Annotated in this window: 20 protein-coding genes and 1 tRNA gene; 13 read left to right on the top strand and 8 right to left on the bottom strand. The window is 35.4% G+C overall.

Features of this window, described 5'->3' with window-relative positions; translation table 11 throughout:
* The 12 genes from OF897_RS11755 (at position 1) to OF897_RS11700 (ending at position 9,921) form a co-directional block, all read left to right on the top strand.
* Positions 1-639, top strand: a complete 639-nt coding sequence (locus tag OF897_RS11755; protein ID WP_267265875.1) for a conjugal transfer protein TraD — start codon at positions 1-3, stop codon at positions 637-639.
* A gap of 331 nt (positions 640-970) precedes the next feature.
* Entirely contained in the window at positions 971-1,276 is a 306-nt protein-coding gene (locus tag OF897_RS11750; protein WP_267265874.1) for a DUF4134 domain-containing protein, read from the top strand.
* An 11-nt stretch (positions 1,277-1,287) separates the two neighbouring features.
* Positions 1,288-1,620, top strand: coding sequence for a DUF4133 domain-containing protein (locus OF897_RS11745; protein WP_267265873.1), 333 nt, complete (start codon positions 1,288-1,290; stop codon positions 1,618-1,620).
* On the top strand, positions 1,617-4,124 hold the full coding sequence (locus OF897_RS11740; RefSeq protein WP_267265872.1) for a TraG family conjugative transposon ATPase: 2,508 nt from the start codon (positions 1,617-1,619) through the stop codon (positions 4,122-4,124). The genes OF897_RS11745 and OF897_RS11740 overlap by 4 nt, the downstream gene beginning before the upstream one ends.
* Before the next feature lie 20 nt (positions 4,125-4,144).
* Complete coding sequence (locus tag OF897_RS11735; protein WP_456064444.1) at positions 4,145-4,777, top strand: DUF4141 domain-containing protein; 633 nt, start codon at positions 4,145-4,147, stop codon at positions 4,775-4,777.
* A 1-nt stretch (position 4,778) separates the two neighbouring features.
* On the top strand, positions 4,779-5,771 hold the full coding sequence (traJ, locus tag OF897_RS11730) for a conjugative transposon protein TraJ (protein WP_267265870.1): 993 nt from the start codon (positions 4,779-4,781) through the stop codon (positions 5,769-5,771).
* A gap of 13 nt (positions 5,772-5,784) precedes the next feature.
* Positions 5,785-6,408 (top strand): conjugative transposon protein TraK, encoded by a 624-nt coding sequence (gene traK / locus OF897_RS11725; protein WP_267265869.1) that lies wholly within the window; start codon positions 5,785-5,787, stop codon positions 6,406-6,408.
* A gap of 10 nt (positions 6,409-6,418) precedes the next feature.
* Positions 6,419-6,661: a hypothetical protein gene (locus tag OF897_RS11720; RefSeq protein ID WP_267265868.1), complete on the top strand. Its 243-nt coding sequence runs from the start codon at positions 6,419-6,421 to the stop codon at positions 6,659-6,661.
* Positions 6,654-7,985 (top strand): conjugative transposon protein TraM, encoded by a 1,332-nt coding sequence (gene traM / locus OF897_RS11715; protein WP_267265867.1) that lies wholly within the window; start codon positions 6,654-6,656, stop codon positions 7,983-7,985. Before OF897_RS11720 ends, traM begins: the two co-directional genes overlap by 8 nt.
* A gap of 21 nt (positions 7,986-8,006) precedes the next feature.
* Positions 8,007-8,903 (top strand): conjugative transposon protein TraN, encoded by an 897-nt coding sequence (traN, locus tag OF897_RS11710; protein WP_267265866.1) that lies wholly within the window; start codon positions 8,007-8,009, stop codon positions 8,901-8,903.
* A gap of 1 nt (position 8,904) precedes the next feature.
* Positions 8,905-9,465 carry a conjugal transfer protein TraO gene (locus tag OF897_RS11705; RefSeq protein ID WP_267265865.1) on the top strand — a complete coding sequence of 187 codons (561 nt, stop codon included), beginning with the start codon at positions 8,905-8,907 and terminating at the stop codon, positions 9,463-9,465.
* A 9-nt stretch (positions 9,466-9,474) separates the two neighbouring features.
* Entirely contained in the window at positions 9,475-9,921 is a 447-nt protein-coding gene (locus OF897_RS11700; protein WP_267265864.1) for a DUF3872 domain-containing protein, read from the top strand.
* Between the two features lie 390 nt (positions 9,922-10,311).
* On the opposite strand, the gene OF897_RS11695 is transcribed toward OF897_RS11700, so the two are convergent.
* The 3 genes from OF897_RS11695 to OF897_RS11685 all read right to left on the bottom strand — a co-directional run bounded on the left by OF897_RS11695 (position 10,312) and on the right by OF897_RS11685 (position 12,331).
* Positions 10,312-10,632: a JAB domain-containing protein gene (locus tag OF897_RS11695; protein WP_267265863.1), complete on the bottom strand. Its 321-nt coding sequence runs from the start codon at positions 10,630-10,632 to the stop codon at positions 10,312-10,314.
* A 174-nt stretch (positions 10,633-10,806) separates the two neighbouring features.
* Positions 10,807-11,880, bottom strand: coding sequence for a DUF932 domain-containing protein (locus OF897_RS11690; protein WP_267265862.1), 1,074 nt, complete (start codon positions 11,878-11,880; stop codon positions 10,807-10,809).
* Positions 11,881-11,920: 40 nt separating this feature from the next.
* Positions 11,921-12,331: a single-stranded DNA-binding protein gene (locus OF897_RS11685; protein WP_267265861.1), complete on the bottom strand. Its 411-nt coding sequence runs from the start codon at positions 12,329-12,331 to the stop codon at positions 11,921-11,923.
* Positions 12,332-12,748: 417 nt separating this feature from the next.
* Between OF897_RS11685 and OF897_RS11680 the strand changes: the two genes are divergently transcribed.
* Positions 12,749-13,018 carry a helix-turn-helix domain-containing protein gene (locus tag OF897_RS11680; RefSeq protein ID WP_267265860.1) on the top strand — a complete coding sequence of 90 codons (270 nt, stop codon included), beginning with the start codon at positions 12,749-12,751 and terminating at the stop codon, positions 13,016-13,018.
* A gap of 315 nt (positions 13,019-13,333) precedes the next feature.
* Here OF897_RS11680 and OF897_RS11675 read toward each other — a convergent pair whose 3' ends face one another.
* From OF897_RS11675 to OF897_RS11655, 5 genes are all read right to left on the bottom strand, one after another.
* Entirely contained in the window at positions 13,334-14,671 is a 1,338-nt protein-coding gene (locus OF897_RS11675) for a site-specific integrase (RefSeq protein ID WP_267265859.1), read from the bottom strand.
* A 270-nt stretch (positions 14,672-14,941) separates the two neighbouring features.
* Positions 14,942-15,026: transfer RNA gene (locus OF897_RS11670), tRNA-Ser, on the bottom strand.
* 218 nt (positions 15,027-15,244) lie between these two features.
* Positions 15,245-16,186, bottom strand: coding sequence for a thioredoxin-disulfide reductase (gene trxB / locus OF897_RS11665; RefSeq protein WP_267265858.1), 942 nt, complete (start codon positions 16,184-16,186; stop codon positions 15,245-15,247).
* 119 nt (positions 16,187-16,305) lie between these two features.
* Positions 16,306-16,794, bottom strand: a complete 489-nt coding sequence (locus OF897_RS11660) for a hypothetical protein (protein ID WP_267265857.1) — start codon at positions 16,792-16,794, stop codon at positions 16,306-16,308.
* A gap of 302 nt (positions 16,795-17,096) precedes the next feature.
* A complete protein-coding gene (locus OF897_RS11655; protein WP_267265856.1) occupies positions 17,097-17,405 on the bottom strand; it encodes a hypothetical protein in 309 nt (102 codons plus the stop codon).
* Between the last annotated feature and the right edge of the window lie 76 nt (positions 17,406-17,481).

Below are 17,481 nucleotides of genomic sequence, written 5' to 3'. Positions count from 1 at the left end.
ATGGAAACCGCAATATTAATATGTCTATTGATTTTAATCTGTGTTCTTTTACATGATAAAACAGGCGAACAAAAGAAACCTACTAAGGTATTGACAGAAAATCAACAGAACCATCCTCTCTCGACGATTATCGGAAAAACTAAACCTGTTGAAAGAAAATCGGTTCCAATGACTTCCACCGAAAGCCAGAGTGATGAACTACCAGTCAATCCTACTACTTTAGATATAGAATTTGATGAAAATGAAAACATTGATCAGCAAATTCTGCAGGAAGAACCGGATAAAGGTTTCAGCAATCAGCCTGATTTTGAAGAAGAGGAAGAAGAATGGAAAAAGTATAGATCACCGGGAGAGAATAACGGTTTAGCCTACGGCGTAAACTTTGAAGAACTAAATTCTGTGGAGTATTTCTTGAAAAACGAAGATGATTCTGAGTTATCTCAAAAGAAAACAGTTACAGATATAGTTCACAAATTACATGGAACCGAATTATTCAATCTACTCGAAAATTCTTTTGATGGTGCTTCTCAAAAAATAGCAGAGCTTTTGGACAACAGTTTTAATACTGAAACTCAAGACGGTTCTTCCAATTTGCAAAAAAGTACTTTTGAGGAATTTGATATTGGGAAATATATCTAAAAATTTTAACATAAAAATAACTTTATTTAAGAATAGATTGTATGTTTTTGGTTTGCTTATTGCTTCAAAAAGAAACGATTCTCATGTTTAATTGAGTTTTCATGGTTATTAGTTTTTACCCAGCATTCAGCTGGGTTTTTTTATGCCTTTAATTCAATATTATGAAGCGACTAACTTAAGTTTAAAATTAACCTAAAAAATTCAGTAGAAGAAACGTAAAGCCAATGTCTATCAGATCATTCCATTTTTAGATAAGACTCTTTGACTGCCGATACATTTGTTTCTGAAAGTTGCAAAGCGCAGTTTTCTTTAACTCAAAAATGTATCAATCATGCAAAAACTAAAAAACAAATTTCTTACAGTTTGTTTATTTGTAGGAAGTTTTACGCCAGTCTTTTCTCAGGGAAACGGTACCGCCGGAATCAATGAGGCCACCCAAATGGTCACGTCTTATTTCGAACCTGCCACCCAACTTATCTACGCCATAGGAGCAGTCGTCGGACTCATTGGAGGAGTCAAGGTCTACAACAAATTCAGCAGTGGCGACCCTGACACCAGTAAAACCGCTGCAAGCTGGTTCGGAGCCTGTATTTTCCTGATCGTTGCAGCCACTATTCTCCGTTCATTCTTCCTTTAAAATTGATGATTATGAATACCTATAACATCAATAAAGGAATCGGAAGAACCGTAGAGTTCAAAGGATTAAAAGCGCAGTACCTCTTCATTTTCGCAGGCGGTCTGCTAGGTCTTTTGATTGTGGTCATGATCATGTACATGGCAGGAGTCAGTACCTATTTCTGTTTGGGATTAGGAGGTATCAGTGCCAGCTTGCTAATAGGGCAGACTTTCACACTCAACAGAAAATATGGAGAACACGGATTGATGAAACTGGGTGCCAACAAAAAGCATCCTAAATACATTATCAGCCGAAAGTCAATCTTCAGGTATCTAAAATCCAACTCCAAAAAAGCTGCAGCATGAGAAATCAATCAAAAGCAGCTACGTTGGAAAGTAAATTTCCGCTGCTGGCAGTAGAAGAAAGCTGTATTATATCAAAAGATGCCGATGTTACGGTTTGTTTTAAAGTAAGCCTTCCTGAATTGTTTACCGTTGCTTCCGCTGAATATGAAGCCATTCATTCAGCTTGGTTTAAAGCCATTAAGACTTTACCTGATTTTACGATTGTACACAAGCAGGATTGGTTTATCAAAGAAAACTACAATGCCAATCTGTCAAAAGAGGATCAGAGTTTTCTGTCTAAATCATTTGAAAGACATTTCAATGAAAGACCTTTTCTGAATCATTACTGCTATCTCTTTCTTACCAAAACAAGCAAAGAGAGGATGAGAATGCAGAGTAATTTCTCATCGCTCTGCAAAGGAAAGCTTATTCCAAAGGAAATCAGGGATAAGGAGCTGATGAGCAGATTTATGGAGACCGTCGATCAATTTGAACGAATCATGAATGACATTGGTTATGTTCATTTGGAACGGATGACGGAGAATGAGATTACCGGAACAGAAAAACAATCGGGATTACTTGAGCAATATCTGACATTATCCCGAGATGTTAACCCTTCCCTTCAGGATTTAAATTTAGGAGCGGAAGAAATGAGAGTCGGCAATAATCGTATCAGTCTGCACACGCTTTCTGATACAGACGATTTACCGGGAACAGTCTCTTCTCACAGTCGTTATGAAAAACTAAGCACAGACCGCAGCGACTGCCTGCTATCCTTTGCCTCTCCAGTTGGACTTTTACTCAATTGCAATCACATTTATAATCAGTATCTGTTTATCGAAAACAGTGCAGAAAACCTTACAAAATTTGAAAAGTCTGCAAGGAATATGCATTCGCTGGCACGTTACAGCAGAGCAAATCAGATCAATAAAGAATGGATCGAAAAATATCTGAATGAAGCCCATTCGTTTGGACTGCAATCCATTCGTGCTCATTTCAATGTCATGTCATGGTCAGATAATCCTGCGGAATTAAAGCAGTTAAAAAATGATACAGGAAGTGCTTTGTCGTTAATGGAATGTAAGCCCCGCCATAACACAACAGATACAGCGACTTTATATTGGGCAGGTATTCCCGGCAATGCAGCAGATTTTCCTGCTGAAGAAAGTTTCTATACGTTCATAGAACCCGCATTATGCTTTTTTACACAGGAAACCAATTACCAGAATTCACCTTCACCGTTTGGAATCAAGATGGGGGATCGATTGACAGGAAAACCTATTCATTTGGATATCTCAGACCTTCCGATGAAACAGGGAATTATTACGAACCGAAATAAATTTATTCTCGGTCCTTCCGGAAGTGGAAAATCATTCTTTACCAACCACATGGTCAGGCAGTATTATGAACAGGGAGCTCATGTACTCTTAGTGGATACCGGAAATTCATATCAGGGGCTCTGCGAATTAATTAAAGGTAAATCCAAAGGAGAAGACGGTGTTTACTTTACGTACACGGAAGACAATCCCATTGCCTTTAATCCCTTTTATACCGATGATGGCATCTTCGATATCGAAAAAAGAGAAAGCATCAAAACGTTGATTCTTACTCTCTGGAAAAGAGATGACGAACCGCCCACAAGGTCAGAGGAAGTTGCGCTTTCCAATGCAGTAAGCGGATATATTGAAAAGATCAAAAATAACAATGACTATCCTTCATTTAACGGTTTTTACGAATTTGTAAAAGAAGATTATCCATCTGTCCTTGAAAAAAAGAAAGTGAGAGAAAAGGATTTTGACATTGCGAACTTTCTTAATGTTTTAGAGCCTTATTACAAAGGAGGCGAATATGATTATCTGCTCAATTCTGATAAACAACTTGATCTTTTATCCAAAAGGTTTATTGTATTTGAGATCGATGCGATCAAAGACCATAAAATCCTGTTTCCGATTGTGACCATCATTATTATGGAAGTCTTCATTAACAAAATGAGAAGACTCAAGGGAATCAGAAAACTGATCCTCATTGAAGAAGCATGGAAAGCCATTGCCAAAGAAGGCATGGCAGAATATATCAAATATCTGTTCAAGACTGTCAGGAAATTCTTTGGTGAAGCCATCGTCGTAACGCAGGAGGTGGATGACATTATTCAGTCACCCATTGTAAAAGAAAGCATCATCAACAATTCGGACTGCAAAATCCTGCTGGATCAGCGAAAATACATGAACAAGTTTAATGATATCCAGGCGATGCTGGGTTTAACGGATAAAGAAAAAGCACAGGTACTTTCTATTAACATGAACAATGATCCCAAAAGACTTTACAAAGAAGTCTGGATTGGATTGGGAGGAACACATTCAGCAGTCTACGCTACGGAAGTTTCTACCGAAGAATACTTAGCATACACGACCGAAGAAACCGAAAAAATGGAAGTCATGAATCTGGCCTCCGAACTTGATGGCAATGTTGAGAATTCCATCAAGAGGATTTCGCTAAAGCGAATCAAATCGACAAAAGAAAATTAACCAATTAAAATTTTAGAATAATGAAAAATTTAATCCTAACCACAATGATGGTTACAGCGGTGGCGTTGACCTCCACAGCAAAAGCACAGTTTGTAGTGACAGACCCAGCCAATTTAGCCTCGGGAATTCTAAACTCAGCGAACGAAATTGTTCAGACCTCAAATACCGTTTCGAACGTCGTCAAGAATTTCAATGAAGTCAAGAAAGTTTACGAACAGGGTAAGGAATATTATGATAAACTCAAAGCTGTGAACAATCTGGTCAAGGATGCAAGAAAGGTTCAGCAAACTGTATTACTGGTTGGCGATGTTTCGGAAATATATGTGAACAATTTCGGGAAGATGTTGAATGATCCCAACTTTAATGCTCAGGAACTGACTGCTATTGCGAACGGCTACTCAACTTTACTAAATGAGAGTACGGAATTATTAAAAGAACTTAAACAGATTGTCAGTACCAGCAGTCTTTCATTAAATGATAAAGAAAGAATGGATATCATTGATAGAGTGCATAAGGCTGTAAAAGACTATCACAATTTGGTTCGCTATTACACGAACAAGAATATTTCTGTCAGTTACCTGAGAGCCAAGAAGCAGAACAACACCCAACGGGTGCTTAATCTGTATGGAACGTCGAACCAAAAATACTGGTAAGATGGAACCTACAAACTTACACGAAGTTTTAAGTGCGGTCTATGATGAGATGATGCCGATGTGTGCAGACATGGCTGCAGTCGCAAAAGGCGTTGCTGGATTGGGAGCGCTGTTTTACGTAGCAATTAAAGTTTGGCAGGCATTAAGCCGCGCTGAACCTATAGATCTGTTTCCTATGTCGAGACCATTTGCTATCGGAATCTGCATTATGTTTTTTTCAACATTGGTTTTAGGAAGTATCAACGGGGTTTTAAGCCCCGTTGTTCAAGGCAGTCATTCCATGCTGGAGGATCAGGTTTTGGATATGAATGAACTTCAGCAGAAAAAAGACTTACTGGAAAGAGAAGCCATGCTCAGAAATCCTGAAATGGCCTATCTGATCTCAGATGATGAATTTGATAAAAAACTGGAAGAACTGGGATGGTCTCCATCAGACCTCGTGACGATGTCAGGAATGTACATGGAAAGGCAAATGTTTGAAGTTAAAAAACAAATCAGAGATGGTTTTAGGGAATTTCTCGAAATTCTGTTTCAGGCAGCAGCACTGGTTATTGATACTATCAGAACCTTTTTCCTAATCGTACTGTCCATACTCGGCCCAATTGCCTTTGCCATATCAGTTTGGGATGGTTTTCAATCAACACTCACGCAGTGGTTAACCAGATACATCAGCGTGTATTTATGGCTACCTGTTGCTGATATTTTTAGTGCTATCCTGGCAAAGATACAGACTTTGATCTTGGAACGGGATATAGAGATGCTAGCTGATCCTGATTTTATTCCCGATACGTCCAACACGGTTTACATCATCTACATGATTATCGGAATCATTGGTTACTTCACCGTACCAACCGTAACAGGCTGGGTTATTCAGGCGGGAGGTGCAGGAAACTTTATGCGCAATGTCAATCAGACCGCATCGAAGTCCGGAAACATCGCAGGAGCAGCTGCCGGTTCAGCAACAGGAAATATCTCAGGTAGGTTATTAAAATAATTAAAACAGAAAAATGGAATTTAAAATCTTAAAAAATATCGAAAACAGTTTCAGGCAGATCAGATTATTCACTTTTATTTTTGCCCTGTTATGTTTCGGAGTTGCAGGGATTGCTGTATACAAATCATACGAGTTTGCCGAAGAACAGCGTCAGAAAATTTATGTATTGGATAATGGAAAATCATTGATGCTTGCCTTATCTCAGGATATGTCGTTGAATCGTCCTGTAGAAGCACGAGAGCATGTCAGACGTTTTCATGAACTTTTCTTCACGATTGCACCGGATAAAAATGCGATAGAAAGTAATGTAAAAAGAGCATTCAACTTAGCTGACCAGTCTGCATTTAATTATTACAAAGACCTTTCAGAAAAAGGATATTACAACAGAATTATTTCAGGGAATATCCAACAGAGAATTGAGATCGACAGTGTTGCTGCCAGCTTTGACAGTTACCCGTATCAGGTTCAGACCTTCGCAAAGCAGTTTATCTACAGATCGAGCAATCTGACCAAGAGAAGTTTAATTACCAGCTGTATTCTTGTCAACTCTGTAAGGTCTGACAATAATCCTCAAGGATTTACGATGGAAAAATTCAATGTTATTGAAAATAAAGATATCGAAACTGTTGACCGCTAAAATGTACAGTATGAAAAAATTCAGAATAGCAGTTGACCGATATGTCAATTCGATTGAAAACCATTGGAAATCTTTAAGCAGAAGCAGGCAGAGAACATTGACAAAGTTTTTTTTGGGAATTTATGTGATGCTGACCGTTTTAACCATCACCTACATTTGGTACGAAACGTCTAACGGAAACAATATCCTCTCTATTAGTCATATTCAGGGTATTCCTCAAAGTATAATTACTAAAACCCATCAGGATGAATAACGAGAACAGAAACCAGATTCGACTTACCGAAGGCAATTCCGATAGAATGGCTAACGAGGAACAGTCATTTAGCAATCTGCAGAGATTTGAAAAATTCAAAAAACCACTTATCTATTTCTTAATGGCCGTTGTCTGTGCGGGTTGTCTCTATCTCATTTTTAAACCCAAAGAGAAGAATCTTCTCATTGAGGATGTCGGTTTTAATTCAGTAGTTCCACAGGCCACTGATGACAAACTTCAGTCTGATAAGCAGAAAGCTTACGAACAGCAACTGCTGGAACAGAAAAATGAAGAAAAGACGAACACTTTGAATTCATTATCTGATTACTGGAATGATGGTCAGGCAACAAATCTTTCACCAGATCAATCCACCCAATTCAACTCGACCGACAAGCCAGGAATGCTGACGCATGGCGACCAAAATGCTATGAACAGTTACCGTAATGCGCAACAGACTTTGGGAAACTTTTACAGTCGGGATGATCAGGAAGTAAGTAACTTGAAAAAAGAGATTTCGAGATTAAAAAATGAATCTATGCAGAATAATTCTATACCGAAAGGTAGCGGAATTGATGAGCAGTTGGAATTGATGGAAAAATCTTATCAGTTGGCAGCAAAATATCTTCCGTCATCTTCTCATCAAAATGGAAATATTACAGACACAAAACCATCTGATACCTCTGTAAAATCTGAGCCAACAGAACCAAAGGTTAAGATTAATTCAGTAAAGCTCCCCAATAAAAATGTAGTATCTGCCTTGTACCGTGAGCCTGGTGACAGTGCGTTTCTAGCGAACTTGAGCAAAAACAATTTCATCGGTATCCAAGGTAATCAGGACAACGATCAAATTACCCAAAACAGTATACGGGCGGTAATTCATCAAACCCAGCTGGTCACTGCTGAGAGTTTCATTTCATTACGACTTTCTGAACCAATGCTATTAGGTAGAACATTAATTCCAGAGGGAACTTTATTGAAAGCATCATGCAAATTTCAGGGTGGAAGATTGCAATTAAAAATATCCAGTATCGAATATCGAGGCTCTATTCAAAATGTCGACATCAGTATTCACAATAATGATGGTCAACTGGGTTTACATATTCCTTACACACCGGAACAAAATGCTGTGAATGATATCGTTGCCAATATGAGCCAGTCATCAGGAACAAACATTATGATGACTCAATCTGCAGGTCAGCAAATCGCTTCTGATTTAACCCACGGAGTTGTTCAGGGAGTTTCGGGATATTTTCAAAGAAAGGTCAGAATGCCTAAAGTAACTGTAAAAGCCGGTCATCAAATTCTTTTGGTAGCTAAAAATTAACCCTTAATAAATTAAAATTCAATGAAAAACACTTTAAATAAATGGATCACTCTGCTGTTATTGATCATCAACCATTCAGTCAATGCACAGGATCAAGATGGTTTGATGTCACTGAATCAGGGAAGACTTGAACCCTACAAAATGGAAGTTACCTACAATAAAACAACACACTTATTATTTCCTTCACCTATTAAATATGTTGATTTAGGAAGTGAAAACCTGATTGCCAGCAAGGCTGATGATGTTGCGAATGTTTTAAGGGTAAAAGCATCAACAAGAGATTTTGAAGAAGAAACCAATTTCTCAGTGGTCACTGAAGATGGGAAGTTTTACAGCTTCGATGTTTTTTACAGCTCTTACCCAGACACTTTAAACTATAATCTGCTTAAACTCCAGCGTAATAATGAAAAGGAATATGCTTCAGATGTGATTTTTGATGTGATGGATGGAAGTTCATCTTTGCTGACAGAGCTGATCATGCAGACCCTGTACAAAAATCCGAAAAGAACCATTAAGCACATCGGAAACAAAAGCTTTGGAATTCAGTTTTTGCTTCGGGGTTTGTATGTTCATGAAGGTAAATACTATTTTATTATACACCTAAAAAACTCCGGAAATATTCCATATCCCGTCGATTTCATCACTTTCAAAATTGTAGATGAGAAAAAAATAAAAAGAACAGTAGTACAGGACAGGATATTGTCTCCGCTTAGAAATTATTCTACAATCTTTAAGGTAGAAGAACATAACGAAACATTTGATATTTTCCTGCTGGATCAGTTTACGTTGATGGAGGGTCAAATCTTAGAAATAGAAATTTTAGAAAAAAACGGCGGTCGGAATTTAAAAATGCAGGTTACCAACAACGACCTGATTGCCGCATCTGTTTTTAAAGATATTAACCTAAAACTGAAATAACATGAAAAGGCTACATTTTTATGTCATAAGCTTATTTCTGATGAGCGTAACAGCAAAGGCTCAGCGGTTAAATCCTAAACAGAAAGCGATTGAATTGAATGCCGGATTTCTATTCAATGATTCTAAAAGCGAGAATTATTTTATCAACACAGCAATAACGAATCAGTCAGGAAAAGGAAATTACAGTTTTTTCAGTTTTGAATACCAGAATGAGAAGCATAACTATAAAACCGTCTTAATACCGATTGAAACTTTCCTTGCCGAAGCAGGTTACAGCTTTAATCTTATATCAGATCGCAAAAAAAACCTATTATTTAATTTCTCATTATCTGCCACAGCAGGGTTTGAGAGCATTAATAAAGGAAATAATCTGCTTTTTGACGGAGCTGAGATTTTAAGTGAATCCAATTTTGTTTATGGAGCCGGCGGGAAAGTTTCTGTAGAAATTTATCTTTCAGACCGAATTGTTTTGCTCCCTCATCTAAAAGCAAAGGCTCTGTGGAATTCCTCCCGTCAACTGATCAGGCCTTCTGCAGGTCTGGGAATAAGAATTAATTTATAAAATTTACCCATGAAAAATATTAAAATCATCATAAAAAAAGGGCTTGCCTTACTGCTGATTATTCCGGTCATGATACTTTTTGAATTGAGTCTGTCATCCTGCTCGACAAATGATTTGGAAATACAGCAAAATTTCCCATTTGAACTGAATATTATGCCAATTCCAAAAGATATTGCTACTGGAGAAACTGTTGAAATCACATTGAAAATCATTCCAAAAGGTCATTATGCCGAAACTAAGTATTATCTCAGGTATTTTCAGTTTGATGGAAATGGAACGCTGCGTTATAATAATCACCCCCCCTACAAACCCAATGATTCATACGAGCTTAGCGAAAAAGAATTTAGACTGTATTACACCTCAACCTCGACTGTTTCGCAAAGTTTTGATGTTTGGATTTACGATAGTTTTGGAAATGTAAGACAAATTAGTTTTCAATTTAATGCTAAAAATTAGCTTTAGAACATCCCACTGATTGTGGGATTTTTCATTAAATGAAGAGAGTACAATTTGCTTATAAAAGTAAAGATTAAAGACGTAACTTAATAAAGCTGCAGGTTTGTGCTGATGGCGTATTGGGTTATTTTTGCATACAAAAAAGAAGTTTTCGATAGTATAGAGAAATTTTCTTTTTTCCGCACTTAAAAAATTATCGGACTATCTTAAATAGACCACATCATATCCTGCAATATCTTTGATGAAATTTTGAATTACTGATTACAAATTCATCAAAGTTATTGCTCCATGAAAAATGCGAAAAGACGTTTCCGACCACAGGAAGGAATTGTCTTTTCGCCCGAGGTGAAAAACGGCAACCTAAAGATTGCCGTTTTCTTTTTTTAATATTTACAAATGACCGTCATCAGCAAATGATATATACGCACTAGAAGTTAATATACAATGGTCGAGCAATTGAAAATTCAAAAACTGCGAAGCTTCTTTAATCTTCTGTGTAATATTTAGGTCTTCCTGCGATGGCTTTAGATTACCCGATGGATAGTTATGTGCTAAAATTATTCCTGATGCATTACACAAAAGTGCAGCCTGCATAATGATTCTGACATCAACTATGGTTGACGAAATTCCAGATTCTGAAATCTTCTTTATTCCTAAAACTCTGTTTGCCTGATTTAAGCAAAGGGCAAAAAAAGATTCTCTGTAATCCATTCATCACTATCAAAATGCTCTTTAAATATTTTGACAGCATCTGGTGAAGTTGTAATCAAGCTTTCAAAGTTTCCGTTTCTTGAATAGCTTAGTTTTATTTCGTTTACAATATTGAAATTCATATTTTGTACTCTGAATACGGCAGAGATTTGTTTTTTCCGTAATTATAAAAAGTTAGTTCATCAAAATTGAATCAGCTCCGAAACCTGCAAACTTCTCGCACAGCTCAAAAGCTTTTTGAGATTTCATTTGAGCAGTTCCACCCATGACAATAGACTGTAATTTGGCTTCTTCGTTTTTATATGTTTTGACATTCTGATAAAAACCTGTCACCGCATTGTAAGCACCAAATAAAGTTCCTTTAGTCGTTTCCATTTGTTGGGTGTCACTCATCATCGCATAGGCAAAAGCATCTTCAACGGTATTTTTGAAAACAGTTGATACTTCATCAAAATTTCCTTTTTGCAGATGGTTTAAAGTTTCTTTATTGGGACAAAGTGCCAATTGAATTAGCTTTTTCATTTCATCATCACCGACTGTAATTTTAGACCAGTGATTAAAAGTTTTTTCTAATTCTTTACTTAATGTGTTCGCTAATCCCATAACTTTGTGAGCATCTTCCAAACGTTGTTTTGCTCCTGCCGTGTGTCGGATTCTTACCACATTACTCATATTTCTCAGAGAGGCATTTAAAGTATTTTGGCAAACGATACGAATTGGAGTTAAAGCTGCGGTAATACTTCCGCTTCCATCGTGTGAGGTGGTCAGAAAAATGTATTTTTCTGTAATATCGTCGCCATTTCCTACACGGATATAATCTGGAAGTTTAGCCGTGATAAAAATTCTTTCCCCATTACCCAAAACTCCTGCTGTCTCGTACAAAATACCATCTCCCCCGCCTACGATAGCATCAAAGAAAGAAAAGGCTTCACGGTTTTGTACAATTTGGTAGTCTTTTCCGACAACCCCTAAAACCGTATTGTTATCGGTACGGATGTTGGCGAAATAGTTTGGAACTTCCAATGCTGAATCGCTCATTATTATATCATCTCCCTTTTCTATAACCGCATTACTTTTTGTAAATAATGGAGACTTTTCCACCTCATAATCAAGTCCTGCGAATCTGATAGCTTCTTCACTTGTTGGATAATCTTCTACGATTTGTCCTAAGTTGTGCCATGCCTTTTCCTTTACACTGAAAAATGAATATTTTCCTGTTCTGTTGTTGAAATTTAAATTATGTGCCATGATGTTAGTGTTAAAATATTAGAAAATTGTTTTGATTGATTTAAAATGGGAGATCATCATCCTTATCATTTTTATTGGATTTGGGTTTTTCATTCTTTTTCTGAGTTGCTTTATTGGAAACATTAGAATTACTTTCATTTCTTTTGCCACTGCTGTGGACCTTGATTTGTGAGGTGTGGAAATTCAAACCTGCGTGAGGCTCTCCGTCTTTACCAATCCATGCAGAGGTATAGGCTCTTCCGCTTAGTTCCACCAAAGTACCTTTGGTTAAAAAATTTGCAACTTTTGGAGAAATCCAATAAGCGCATTGAAAGTAAGTAGTCTGTTCAACCCGTTCACCTTGTTTGTTACGATAGCTGTCGTTTGTAGCAATTGAAAAATTGACCACATGTTTTTCATTTGACAATTTGCAAACCTGCGCATCTCTTGTCAGTCTTCCGATAATGTTCATAATCGTTGTTTTTAAGATTGTACATTTTGAATTGTTCTCAATCTCTTCTCCGTCCTTTCTCTGAAAGCCTTTCAGGCTTCGCTGAATATTTTTCAAAAGAAAAACCGGAAAAAAGAAAGCAGATAATCTTAGCGGACAAAGGGGAAAGACAAAAGGAAACGGAATAATTGGAGGGCACCTTTAGGGAGGAAACCGTTTATGCCGTAGTCTTTTGGCTGGCAAAAGAATGGGCTGGCCGCTATACCTTAGCTGCCTTTTTACCGGTTTATTGGCGAAAATTTTAAAAAATTACAAAGCTCTAATAGACATATAAAAATGAAAAAAACATTGACAGATAACGCCAAGGTAAGCTAACAGATCCATTCAATAGTATATATTAAATCATGTTTATTAATTTTTCAGTCTAAATTGAATTACATGGAAAATATAACAAAACAAGACCTAGACAACATAAAGAACGAGATCATTTCAGAAATAAAACTTTTTCTAATAAATGATTTTAATCAAAATGGAAAAAGAAATATGGATACTGAATGGTTAAGAAGTAAGGCTGTTAGGAAAATTTTAGAGATTTCTCCTGCCACTCTTCAAAATTTAAGAATAAGTGGAAAAATCAGATCAAAGAAAATACTGGGATCTTACTACTATAACAGTAAAGATTTAAAAAGTTTATTTGAAAACAACTAACTATGAATGACTATTGGTACAGTTTCATGGAGAGATTTTCTTCCGACGAAAGACTAAGTGTTATTCATATTGCACTTCTAACAGCAATTACTTATATGGGTATAAAACAACGTCGAAAGAAGAAAATAATCGTAAGCAGAAGCAGGCTTATGAAGAATTCTCATGTCAAAACTATCCCCACTTATCACAAATATTTTAAAGAATTACAAGAATTTGGCTATTTCATCTATATACCATCTTACCACCCTGCTGTTAGAAGTTTTGTAATCATAAACAAATGAAGAGGAGTTTAGTAAAAACTCCTCTTCATTCGCTTTACAAATCAGAAACTCCCAAGATTTTATTTTTAAGCTTTTCATAATCTTGAAGCAATTGAATTTCACTTTCGTTTAAAATCTTTTTTATTTGAATATGTTGTACTATGTTTTCTTGATTATTTTGTAGTTTTATTTTAAGGTTATTCATTTCATTATTAATTACCTCTTGAGTTGTTAAAGCATATTCTTCAGTTTGAGTTACAGAATGATGTCCTAGTAATTCTTTAACAACATTGATTGGAACACCATTTTTAAGGGTAACAGTACTTGCAAAAGTTCTTCTGGCTTTATGTGTATTAAGCTCTGAATCAATTCCACATAAAGTAGCGATTTCCTTTAAATACTCATTCATTTTTTGATTTGAACGAACTGGTAATACAAGATTTGAATCTTGACAAAGTAGATGCCCCCTATATTTTTTCATAATTATAATAGCGTTTTCCAACAAAGGAATATCAGTAGGTGACTTTGATTTTTGCCTGTTTGACATAATCCACAAACTTCCATCGGACTCCTCTTTTATTTTAGTGTATTTTAATTGTTTAACATCAATATAGGACAATCCTGTATAACATTGAAATACAAAGATGTCTCGTACAATTGAAAGACGTTCCGTATTAAACTTTTTATTTTCCAATAGTAAAAGTTCTTTAGTGGTTAAAGGTCTTTTGTCAAGTTTAGTTTTTTTTGACTTAAAGAGTATGAATGGATCTTTTTGAATTATATCCTTTGCAACAGCTCTTAAGACAATCTTTTTAAAATTAGCTATATATTTAAGTGTTGTATTATTTGAACATCTGCGAACGGTCTTTAAATAAAATTCGTAATCGGTCACGAAACTATAATTAAGCTCTCTAAACTCAAAATCATCACGATTGTATTTGAATTTCATAAATTCCTTGACATGTGATCTTGCAGTCACGTATCTCTCATAAGTACCTTTCGAGAACCCACCTCTAGAGATTAAAGCGAAAATTTCATCATTATGATTTTGGAATTCCTCAAGAACTTTAGCTTTTTGATAAGATTTTCCGTGAATATAATCAATAAGTTTAGCAGCAGATATTGGCTCCGAACTGTTACTTAACTTTGTTTTAAAATTGTGAAGTCCAGTAATTATTGAGTCTAAAAAATGATTTAAAGATTTAGCATCTTCTTTAGTTCCAACTGCTCTTTCGGTTTTCTGGTTCCATCGGTCAATTCTCCATTTCCTTTTAGTTGAAATCTCTTTAGAAATACCGTCTACTGTGATTCTCAGGTATACAAATCTAAGATGATCATCTTTCTTCCATGGCGTTTTTAAGAAGAAATTTACGCCAAAACTTTTTTCTAACATAATTCGATTTTTAAGGTTAATAAAATTCGAATTAAATCACTCAAAAATCAAGATGTTAATTATCTTTACATGTTAACTAACAGATAGTTAGATGCGTTTTTATGGCAGTTATTTTGCACAATTAAAACTGCCATGATTCTGCCATAAAAATTATGAGCACTATTGAAAATTTTGCAACTCCGTAAAATAAAAAAAGACCTGTAATTAATTAAATTACAGCTCTTTTAATGAATTTTAAGGGTTTTTGAAAATTTTAGTTTTCATACTCTGCGGAGAAAGAGGGATTCGAACCCCCGGACCTGTTACAGTCAATAGTTTTCAAGACTATCGCAATCGACCACTCTGCCATTTCTCCAAAAACTTCGATTATATCGTTGTTTTCAGTGGTGCAAATATAGAATGTTTTTAAATTCCAGCAAAATTTTTATTAAATAAATTTTAACAAAAATTAATAATCAACTATAAATCAGTAGAATTATTTTTAAAATTATTCTTGATAAAACGACAAATAACTTTTATAAAACAAAAAAGCACCTCTTACGAGATGCTTTAATATGTAAAATCTGGAATTTATTAATGTAATTCTGCCAAGTATTTTTCAGCATCCATTGCAGCCATACATCCGCTTCCTGCAGCTGTAATTGCTTGTCTGTAGATGTGATCCTGAACATCTCCTGCAGCAAAAACACCTGGAAGATTTGTTCTTGAAGAACCTTTTTCAGTGGCGATATATCCGTTTTCGTCTAAATCGATTTGTCCAACGAAAATATCTGTATTCGGTTTATGACCGATGGCGATGAAAATTCCGTGAACGTCTACGGTAGATTTTTCCTGAGTCTGATTGTTGATGACAACAGCTCTTTCTACCAAATTGTTTTCGCCTTCAATTCCGATCAGTTCGTGATGAAATTTCACTTCGATATTCGGTGTGTTTTCAACTCTATGGATCATTGCTTTTGAAGCTCTGAACTCGTCTTTTCTTACCAACATAGTTACTTTATTAACCAACTTAGCCAGATAGGTCGCTTCTTCAGCAGCTGTATCTCCTGCACCAACTACTACAACATCTTTTCCTCTGTAGAAGAATCCGTCACATGTTGCACAAGCGGAAACTCCTCCCCCATTATATTTTTTCTCGTCATCTAAACCAAGATATTTTGCCGTAGCTCCAGTTGAAATAATCACAGATTTAGCAAAAATCTCTTTGTTTCCGGCATATAATTTATGAACACCGCCAACTTCTTTTGAGAATTCTGCTTTAGTAATCAATTCATAATGAACTTTTGTGTCGAATCTTTCAGCTTGTTTTTGCAAATCCATCATCATTTCAGGACCTGTAATTCCTGCAGGATAACCCGGAAAATTATCAACTTCGGTAGTTGTTGTTAATTGTCCGCCTGGCTCTAAACCTGTATATAATTCAGGTTTAAGATCTGCTCTTGCTGCATAAATTGCCGCTGTAAAACCAGAAGGACCAGATCCAACGATTACACAATCTAAAATATTTTGTTCCATAATTTATTTATCAATTTCAAGAGTGCTAATTTCGGAATTTTTAATGTTTTATTAAAGGAAAATTAATGATACTTGTCAATATTTAATATGTTAAAAGTCGATGAACAGATTATGGAATTTTAAACTTTTAAAAATTTTCTCAATTCTGAATTAATATTATTTTTATTTAAATTAAAGGTTTTAAAGCTCTCTTCTACCGAAGTTTCGGTTTTAAAAACAGAAAAAAGTTTTTCTTTACCGAATTTAGAAATTATCATTTCGCAAATAACTGCTGAAACAACATACGGAATTGGTGTTTCCTTTTCGAAATATAATCTTTCGTAAATATTTAAATGTTTAAAAGCATCAAAATCGGGATTTTCTGTCAGAAATTTCTTCAATTTTTCTTTTTGCCATTGATAGTCAAACTTTCCGCTACCTCCAAAATAAGAGGCAATTCCTTCATCAAAGAATGGGTTTATCTTAGGGAAAAGTTTTGATGTATATAAATGAACGATTTCGTGAGTGTAATATTCTGAATTATTTCCCGAGATGACAATATTGTAAGCTTCCGCAAATCCACCAGATTTATCCGTAAACATCATCGGATGATAATCGAAACCCTTCAACTTGAAAACTTCTTAGGGTGAAATTGCTGAGCAATATGTTATAGGAAATTTTTCAGTTCCGAAAAAGTCTGAAAGCATATTGATGTCTTTCTTTTGCGCTTCAGCCTCTTTAGAATTATAATTCTTATTTGGTGAAATATAATAGGTTACATTATCTTCGTTCTTGATTTCCCAATTTCTTGTGGCGTAATCAATATATTTACTAAAGAAAATTTTGTCCTCTTTTTTTACAGCGATTACATTATAAATCGCTTTTATAAGATTGGATTTTGTTTCTGAATTATATCCGATGAAAGCTATTTTTACAATTTTTTACCGTCTTCGTCTGTTGGAATTATCTCCATTAATGACGGTTGATAAAATTTGTCTCCTAATTTTTCGCTTTCAATGCCAATAATTTCGTAATAGGGAGATTTAAATTTTTTAAAATCAGATTCAAGCCAGAATTTTGGATCCTGGTTCTCTAAAAATTCGCAGAGAGTTTTAATGATTTGAATATTAAAAGAATCCTGCTGGTCGACAGTTGGTGAAATTGATTTTAATTTGAATTGAGCATGCGACAACTGAAAAAACACAATCAAAACAAAACACAGAAAATTTACTTTTAACATTGAGATTAAAATTATTTAATAGATCTTAACTTTAAAAAGCTAAATTAAAAATTCACTTGCAAAGCAAAATTGAATA

Origin of the sequence: Chryseobacterium formosum, from assembly GCF_026460885.1 — a bacterium.
Classification (GTDB): Bacteria; Bacteroidota; Bacteroidia; order Flavobacteriales; family Weeksellaceae; genus Chryseobacterium; species Chryseobacterium formosus.
Note: the sequence above shows the minus strand (reverse complement) of the source record. Positions and strands in the feature narration are given on the sequence as shown.

Coding starts and splice junctions, on each gene's coding strand:
- OF897_RS11680 (WP_267265860.1), top strand. CDS start 12,749: ATGGAAAATATAACAAAACAAGACCTAGACAACATAAAGAACGAGATC.
- OF897_RS11675 (WP_267265859.1), bottom strand. CDS start 14,671: ATGTTAGAAAAAAGTTTTGGCGTAAATTTCTTCTTAAAAACGCCATGG.
- OF897_RS11690 (WP_267265862.1), bottom strand. CDS start 11,880: ATGGCACATAATTTAAATTTCAACAACAGAACAGGAAAATATTCATTT.
- OF897_RS11735 (WP_456064444.1), top strand. CDS start 4,145: ATGAAAAATTTAATCCTAACCACAATGATGGTTACAGCGGTGGCGTTG.
- OF897_RS11700 (WP_267265864.1), top strand. CDS start 9,475: ATGAAAAATATTAAAATCATCATAAAAAAAGGGCTTGCCTTACTGCTG.
- OF897_RS11755 (WP_267265875.1), top strand. CDS start 1: ATGGAAACCGCAATATTAATATGTCTATTGATTTTAATCTGTGTTCTT.
- traK (WP_267265869.1), top strand. CDS start 5,785: ATGGAATTTAAAATCTTAAAAAATATCGAAAACAGTTTCAGGCAGATC.
- OF897_RS11745 (WP_267265873.1), top strand. CDS start 1,288: ATGAATACCTATAACATCAATAAAGGAATCGGAAGAACCGTAGAGTTC.
- OF897_RS11750 (WP_267265874.1), top strand. CDS start 971: ATGCAAAAACTAAAAAACAAATTTCTTACAGTTTGTTTATTTGTAGGA.
- OF897_RS11720 (WP_267265868.1), top strand. CDS start 6,419: ATGAAAAAATTCAGAATAGCAGTTGACCGATATGTCAATTCGATTGAA.
- traN (WP_267265866.1), top strand. CDS start 8,007: ATGAAAAACACTTTAAATAAATGGATCACTCTGCTGTTATTGATCATC.
- traM (WP_267265867.1), top strand. CDS start 6,654: ATGAATAACGAGAACAGAAACCAGATTCGACTTACCGAAGGCAATTCC.
- traJ (WP_267265870.1), top strand. CDS start 4,779: ATGGAACCTACAAACTTACACGAAGTTTTAAGTGCGGTCTATGATGAG.
- OF897_RS11695 (WP_267265863.1), bottom strand. CDS start 10,632: ATGGATTACAGAGAATCTTTTTTTGCCCTTTGCTTAAATCAGGCAAAC.
- OF897_RS11740 (WP_267265872.1), top strand. CDS start 1,617: ATGAGAAATCAATCAAAAGCAGCTACGTTGGAAAGTAAATTTCCGCTG.
- OF897_RS11685 (WP_267265861.1), bottom strand. CDS start 12,331: ATGAACATTATCGGAAGACTGACAAGAGATGCGCAGGTTTGCAAATTG.
- trxB (WP_267265858.1), bottom strand. CDS start 16,186: ATGGAACAAAATATTTTAGATTGTGTAATCGTTGGATCTGGTCCTTCT.
- OF897_RS11705 (WP_267265865.1), top strand. CDS start 8,905: ATGAAAAGGCTACATTTTTATGTCATAAGCTTATTTCTGATGAGCGTA.
- OF897_RS11655 (WP_267265856.1), bottom strand. CDS start 17,405: ATGTTAAAAGTAAATTTTCTGTGTTTTGTTTTGATTGTGTTTTTTCAG.